General features: G+C 65.9%; 8 protein-coding genes. 4 read left to right on the top strand and 4 right to left on the bottom strand.

The window, feature by feature from the left end:
* Positions 1-164 (bottom strand): VOC family protein (locus JO059_RS09840; protein WP_366516185.1); only part of this gene is annotated, 164 nt, incomplete at its 3' end.
* A gap of 179 nt (positions 165-343) precedes the next feature.
* Positions 344-1,498 carry a citrate synthase 2 gene (locus JO059_RS09835; protein WP_293316160.1) on the bottom strand — a complete coding sequence of 385 codons (1,155 nt, stop codon included), beginning with the start codon at positions 1,496-1,498 and terminating at the stop codon, positions 344-346.
* 118 nt (positions 1,499-1,616) lie between these two features.
* Here JO059_RS09835 and pdxH point away from each other — a divergent pair, with 118 nt between their 5' ends.
* Positions 1,617-2,243 (top strand): pyridoxamine 5'-phosphate oxidase, encoded by a 627-nt coding sequence (gene pdxH / locus JO059_RS09830; protein ID WP_293316164.1) that lies wholly within the window; start codon positions 1,617-1,619, stop codon positions 2,241-2,243.
* Positions 2,244-2,388: 145 nt separating this feature from the next.
* Entirely contained in the window at positions 2,389-3,684 is a 1,296-nt protein-coding gene (locus tag JO059_RS09825; RefSeq protein ID WP_293316158.1) for a citrate synthase, read from the top strand.
* A 7-nt stretch (positions 3,685-3,691) separates the two neighbouring features.
* Here JO059_RS09825 and JO059_RS09820 read toward each other — a convergent pair whose 3' ends face one another.
* Positions 3,692-5,251, bottom strand: coding sequence for an NAD(P)/FAD-dependent oxidoreductase (locus tag JO059_RS09820; RefSeq protein ID WP_293316162.1), 1,560 nt, complete (start codon positions 5,249-5,251; stop codon positions 3,692-3,694).
* Positions 5,248-5,511, bottom strand: coding sequence for a DUF2630 family protein (locus tag JO059_RS09815; protein ID WP_293316156.1), 264 nt, complete (start codon positions 5,509-5,511; stop codon positions 5,248-5,250). Before JO059_RS09815 ends, JO059_RS09820 begins: the two co-directional genes overlap by 4 nt.
* 89 nt (positions 5,512-5,600) lie before the next feature.
* On the opposite strand from JO059_RS09815, the gene JO059_RS09810 reads away from it, so the two are divergent.
* Together JO059_RS09810 and JO059_RS09805 are read left to right on the top strand one after the other, a co-directional pair.
* Entirely contained in the window at positions 5,601-6,584 is a 984-nt protein-coding gene (locus JO059_RS09810) for an OmpA family protein (protein WP_366516184.1), read from the top strand.
* An 11-nt stretch (positions 6,585-6,595) separates the two neighbouring features.
* Positions 6,596-6,748 carry a hypothetical protein gene (locus tag JO059_RS09805; protein WP_293316152.1) on the top strand — a complete coding sequence of 51 codons (153 nt, stop codon included), beginning with the start codon at positions 6,596-6,598 and terminating at the stop codon, positions 6,746-6,748.
* The last annotated feature ends 3 nt before the right edge of the window (positions 6,749-6,751 follow it).

Below are 6,751 nucleotides of genomic sequence, written 5' to 3'. Positions count from 1 at the left end.
GCGGAGCCGTTGATGCGCAGCGCGGCATGGATCAGCCTGCCGTCCGGCCCGGGCACCCGACCCAGTTCGACGGCGCCAAAGGCCTTGACGTAGAAGTCGATCGCCGCGGCGGCGTCGTCAACCACGAGGTGGGGGGACAGTGCGGGTTCGATGGTGATCGCCATGGTGGTTCTCCTTATGTCGGACTCGTCGCCGACCCCGATGCGCGGGCCGGCTCACGGTTATTGACTTGGCCCGCGACCCAAATTCATCGCGGGCGGGATCATTTAATCGCGCGCCACCGACAAGTTGCGGACGCGAGCTTAACCCCGGTGCGAAAAATTGGACGACATTCGCAGACGCGTTACGCTCGCGCGCTGACCGGCGACCGACCCGACTCAGGCGGTGGTGAGACCCGGTCCCAGCCCTCGACGGATTCCGGGTCACGCGGACTCGGGCCCACATAGATGGCCGACGGGCGAACCAGCTTGCCCAGCCGCTTCTGTTCGAGAATGTGGGCGCACCAACCCGCGGTGCGTCCGCAGGTGAACATCGCCGGCATCATGGTGGCCGGCACCCGGGCGAAGTCCAGGATGACCGCGGCCCAGAACTCGACGTTGGTTTCGATGGCCCGGTCCGGACGCCGCTCGCGTAGCTCGGTCAGCGCGGCCTGCTCCAGCGCGAGCGCAACCTCGTAGCGTGGTGCGCCCAGCCGTTGCGCAGTGGCCCGAAGCACCCGCGCCCGCGGGTCCTCCGCGCGGTAGACGCGGTGGCCGAAGCCCATCAGCTTCTCGTGGCGGTCGAGGATGCCCTTGACCAGGGCGCGCGCGTCGCCGGTGCGTTCGACTTCCTCGATCATCGGCAACACCCGGGCCGGCGCCCCGCCGTGGAGCGGGCCACTCATCGCGCCGATCGCCCCCGACAGCGCCGCCGCGACGTCCGCGCCGGTCGACGCGATCACCCGCGCGGTGAACGTCGACGCGTTCATGCCGTGCTCGGCGGCCGACACCCAGTAGGCGTCGATGGCCTCGATATGCCTGGGGTCCGGCTCGCCCTGCCAGCGAGTCATGAATCGCGCTGTGATCGTTGAACATTCGTCGATGATTCGCTGCGGGACGGCCGGCTGGTAGATGCCGCGCGCCGATTGTGCGACGTAGGACAGGGCCATGACCGACGCACGCGCCAGCTGATCGCGCGCGGTGGCGTCGTCGGTGTCAAGGAGCGGCTTGTATCCCCAGATAGGTGCCAGCATTGCCAGGCCCGCCTGCACGTCGACCCGCACGTCGCCGGTGTGGATGGGCAGCGGGAACGGCTCCGCGGGCGGCAGCCCGTGGCCGAACTTGCCGTCCACCAGCAACGCCCACACGTCACCGAAGGTGACCTGCTGATTCACCAGGTCTTCGATGTCGACGCCGCGGTAGCGCAGCGCACCGCCGTCCTTATCGGGTTCCGCGATTTCGGTGGTGAACGCCACCACACCTTCCAGGCCGGGGACAAAGTTTTCGGGGACCACAGTCATACCGAAAATTCTCGCACCCCACCTCCCGGCGAATGCTACCGGCCGGTAGCACCCGCCCGGTAGCGTTGGCGCAATGGCGGGACGCGAACCCGAAGCAGGGAAAGAACACCTGCAGCGGATGCGCGTGGAGTACGGGTCCGTCGAGAAGGACGGCAGCCCCGACTTGGACGGGGACTGGCTGGCCGACGGGTGGCTTGCCTTGTTCCGCAAGTGGATTGACGACGCCGAACGCGCAGGAGTAGCGGAGCCCAACGCTTTTGTGCTGGCTACCGTCGCGGATGGCAAGCCGGTGAGCCGAGCGGTGTTGTGCAAGAGCGCGGACGAGGCTGGCGTGACGTTTTTCACCAACTATGACTCGGCCAAAGGCGACGAGCTGGCGGCGACGCCGTACGCGTCGGCGACCTTTCCGTGGTTCCAGCTGGGGCGTCAGGTCCACATCCGCGGCCCGGTGAGCAAGGTCGATCCAGCGGAGACCGAGCTCTACTGGTCGAAGCGGCCGCGCGGCTCGCAACTGGGTGCGTGGGCGTCACACCAATCGCGACCGATCGCGTCCCGTGCGGCGCTGCTCAGTCAGCTGGCGGAGGTCACCGCTCGCTTCGCCGACGCGGAGAGCGTCCCGGTGCCGCCGAACTGGGGCGGATACCTGATCGCGCCCGAGATGGTGGAATTCTGGCAGGGTCGGGAAAACCGGGTGCACAACCGAATTCGGGTCATGGGCCCCCATGTCGAGCGCCTTCAACCCTGATCGGCCCGGTGGTGGTGGGCGCGGGCGATCAGCCGTCGACCAACAGACCTGACCCCGGGCAGGCGCTCCGCCGCGATAACGACTACCTTCACCTATACGCCCCTAGTCAGGGCAGCCATATCAGCCGGAGCGCAAAGGGGTTCTCGTGGCCGACACCGACGACACCGCAACTTTGAAGTATCCGGGGGGCGAGATCGATCTGCAGGTCGTCCATGCGACCGAGGGAGCTGACGGCATTGCGCTGGGCTCGCTGTTGTCCAAGACCGGCTACACCACATTCGATGTCGGCTTCGTCAACACCGCCGCGGCGAAGAGCTCCATCACCTATATCGACGGCGACGCCGGTATTCTGCGCTATCGCGGTTATCCGATCGAGCAGCTCGCCGAGAAATCCACATTCATCGAGGTGAGCTACCTACTGATCTACGGCGAGTTGCCCAACAAGGAGCAGCTGGCCGAGTTCACCACCAAAATCCAGCGGCACACGATGCTGCATGAAGACCTCAAGCGGTTCTTCGACGGCTTCCCGCCCAATGCCCACCCCATGCCGGTGTTGTCCAGCGTGGTGAACGCGTTGAGCTCCTACTACCCGGATTCGCTGGACCCCATGGACAACGAGCAGGTGGAGCTGTCGACGATTCGCCTGCTGGCCAAGCTGCCCACCATCGCCGCGTACGCCTACAAGAAGTCGGTGGGACAGCCGTTCCTCTATCCGGACAACGCGCTGTCCTTGGTGGAGAACTTCCTCTGGATGACCTTCGGGTTGCCGGCCGAGCCCTACCGCGCCGATCCCGAGATCGTGCGGGCCCTCGATATGCTCTTCATCCTGCACGCCGACCACGAGCAGAACTGTTCGACGTCGACGGTTCGGCTGGTGGGTTCCTCCCGTGCCAACCTCTTCACCTCGATCTCGGGTGGCATCAACGCGCTCTGGGGCCCACTGCACGGCGGTGCCAACCAGGCGGTGCTCGAGATGCTCGAGAGCATCCGCGAAAGCGGCGACGACGTCGGCGAATTCGTCCGCAAGGTGAAGAACCGCGAAGCCGGCGTCAAGCTGATGGGCTTCGGCCACCGCGTCTACAAGAACTACGACCCACGGGCGCGGATCGTCAAGGAGCAGGCTGACAAGATCTTGGCCAAGCTGGGCGGCGACGACGACCTCCTCAGCATCGCCAAGGAGCTCGAAGAGAAGGCGCTCACCGACGACTACTTCATCGAGCGCAAGCTCTATCCCAACGTCGACTTCTACACCGGCTTGATCTACCGTGCCCTCGGGTTCCCGACCCGGATGTTCACCGTGCTGTTCGCGCTGGGCCGCTTGCCCGGCTGGATCGCTCACTGGCGTGAGATGCACGACGAGGGTGACAGCAAGATCGGCCGTCCGCGGCAGATTTACACGGGCTACACCGAACGCGACTACGCGACCATCGACGCGCGCTAGGACGCGGTCACAGCGAGGTCAGCACCGCCATCGCCGCGTTGTGGCCGCCGATGCCCGACACGGCACCGCCGCGGCGGGTGCCCGACCCGCACAACATGATTCGGTGGTGAGCCGTCGCGACTCCCCATTGCCGCGCCGGGGTGTCCAACGGGTCGTCGTCATCCGCGAACGGCCACGATAGGCCGCCGTGGAAGATGTTCCCCGCCGTCATCGAAAGCGTGCGATCCAAATCCAGCGTGGTTGTCGTCTCGATGCAGGGCCGGCCATGGGCGTCATCCAGCAACACGCTCTGAATGCGTTCTGCCAGAACGGAATTGAGCGATGCCAGCACCGCATCCGTCAGCCTGTCGCGCAGGACGTGGGGATCGGTGCCCTCGAACAATGAGTGCGGGGTATGCAAGCCGAACACCGTCATCGTGTGAGCGCCCGCGTCGCGGACTTCGGCCGACAGGATGCTCGGGTCGGTCAGTGAATGGCAGTACGCCTCGCACGGCAAGGGATCGGGTAGGTGGCCGGCGGCGGCCCGCGAATACGCCGCATCGAGCTGCGTCCACGTCTCGTTGACGTGAAACGTCCCGGTGAAGGCCTGCTCGGGTGCGACGCAGTCGTCGCGCAACCGGGGCAGCCGCCGCAGCACCATGTTGACCTTGACCTGCGCGCCCTGGGCCAATGGCGCCGGTTCCGCTCCGAGCAGGCGGTCCAGGACCGCCGGCGTCACACCGGCCAGCACGAACCGGCCCCGAACGAGGTGTTCGTCGTCGCCGACGCGGTAGCGCACCCGCCCGTCGGGCTCGACGGCGTAAACGTCTGCCCCGGTGGTTATCTGGGCGCCGTGGCGGACGGCCGCGGCCGCCAGGGCCGTTGTGACCGAACCCATCCCGCCGACGGGTACGTCCCAGTCTCCGGTGCCCCCGCCGAGCACGTGATACAGGAAGCAGATGTTCTGCCTGAGCGACGCATCGTCGACACGAGCGAAGGTGCCGATCAGCGCATCCGTGGCGATCACGCCGCGGATCAGGTCGCTGCGCACCGCGTCGGCGATGGCGTGCCCGATAGGCTCGTCGACCATGGCCCGCCACGCGTCCGCGGCAGCGGGATCGCCGCTCGCCACGACGTGCCGACGGGCCTGTTCGCGGTTGCGCAGCGGTTCGAGCAGCGTCGGCCAGAGACGTTCGGTGACCAGGCGGCAGCGCTGATAGAAGGCGGTGAAACCGTCCTCATCGCCGGCTGCGCCGACGGCGGCGAAGGTGCCGGAACGCCCCACCAGCAGCCCCGTGTGGCCCGCGGAATCCGGATCGGGCGTATACGACGAATAGCGCCGCCTGGCTAACTGCACCGCGGCGCCCAGGTCGCCGACGATACGGCTCGGCAGCAGGCTGACCAGGTAGGAGTACCGCGAGACCCGGACGTCGACGCCGTCGAAGGCCTGTGTCGAGACGGCAGCGCCGCCGACTTGCCCCAACCGCTCCAACAATTGCACCCGAAGGCCAGCCCGGGCCAGATAGCCGGTGGCGACCAGCCCGTTGTGGCCGCCGCCTATGACGACGACGTCGACCTGCTCGTTCAGCTGAGATAATCCTCGACCTGGTCGGCCGGACGCACCTCAGCCGCCCGCGGGTCATTACCCGTTTCCCGCAGTGCCCTTCGCTGACGCAGCAGGTCCCAGCATTGGTCGAGCTCGACCTCGAGCCGTCGCAGGCGATCGTGCTCCTCGTCCGCGCTGATCTCGCCGTGCTGCAGCTGGTCCCGCAGCGCTTTCTCCTCTGCGACCAGCTCTTGGATGTGTGCCAGGGTTTCGCTGTCGGTCGGTTTCTTGCCGTTGCCCATCGGTCCAGTGTGCCCGACATGCCAGAGTTGACGGGGCCGCGAGGCCCAGTCGGTAGGCTCCTGGTAACGAAATGAGGGGAGAGGCACGAGTGGCGTTAGGTGCGGGTTTGCGGCAAGAGGTCGCAACCACGGACTCGCGACCTGCGACGGAATCTCACCGGCGGTCGCCTAGCCTGCCCTGGCTTGTCGCCCTTGTGGTTATTCCGCTGCTCATTGCTGCGATCGGCTACGGTACGTCGAAGCGAACGCCGTCGGCGAGTGGGCCGACGGGCTCATTGCCGACGCCGACGCCGTCGAGCGGGTCCAATGCCCCGAAACTCTCGTTGGCGCCGCTGTCGATAACCCGCAGTGGCAAGGACATAACGCTCAGCGGTGATTTCCCTGATGATTCCTCCAAAGCGGCATTGATGACGGCACTCAATGGCTGGCTGGCTCCGGGCGTGAACGTTGTTGACCAAATCCATATCAACCCCTCCGTCAATGCGTTGGATTTCTCCAATGCCGGTCCGATTTTCCGAGACAGCGCCTCCATTCCCGATTTCAGCCTCGCGGTTAGCGGCGTCACCATCACGTTGGCCGGTACCGCCGCATCGCAAGACCAGAAGAACACCGTCGAGCAGGAGGCGGTGCACACCTGGTCAAGCCTGAATGTCCTTGGCAAGCTTGTGGTTAACGCTCCGATCCCGCCGGCACCGCCCCCGCCGCCCGTGTCGTGCGCCGACCTGCAAGCGACGATCAACGCCGTGACCGGCGGCCCGATTAGCTTTGGGATGGATGGGTTTAGCTTGACCCCCGCCGACAACCAGGTCCTTCCGCAGGTGGCAGACAAGCTCAAGGCATGTCCGAACGCGCACGCGACGCTCAACGGCTATTCCGACAACTCGGGTACCGAGGCCATCAACATGCAGTTGAGCACCCAGCGAGCTCAAGCCGTCGCGGATTTCCTTATCTCCCAAGGCGTACCCGCCGCCCAGCTGGTTGTCCGGGGTCTGGGATCGGGCAATCCGATCGCGCCCAATGACACCGCCGAGGGTCACGCCAAGAACCGCCGCGTCGAAATCGTTGTCAGTTAAGGAGATCCAGCATGGATTTCGTGATCCAGTGGTTATGGTATCTGCTCGCTTTCGTGGCGGGCTCGGCCATTGCCTGGGTGATCGCCGGCGTGTTGAACATACTGTTGAGTGATGCGACAGCCCTGGGAGATGCCGCCGGCCCCGCGGTAAGCGAAGAGCGATGAACG

Source organism: Mycobacterium sp. (genome assembly GCF_019247615.1).
GTDB lineage: Bacteria > Actinomycetota > Actinomycetes > Mycobacteriales > Mycobacteriaceae > Mycobacterium.
Note: the sequence above shows the minus strand (reverse complement) of the source record. Positions and strands in the feature narration are given on the sequence as shown.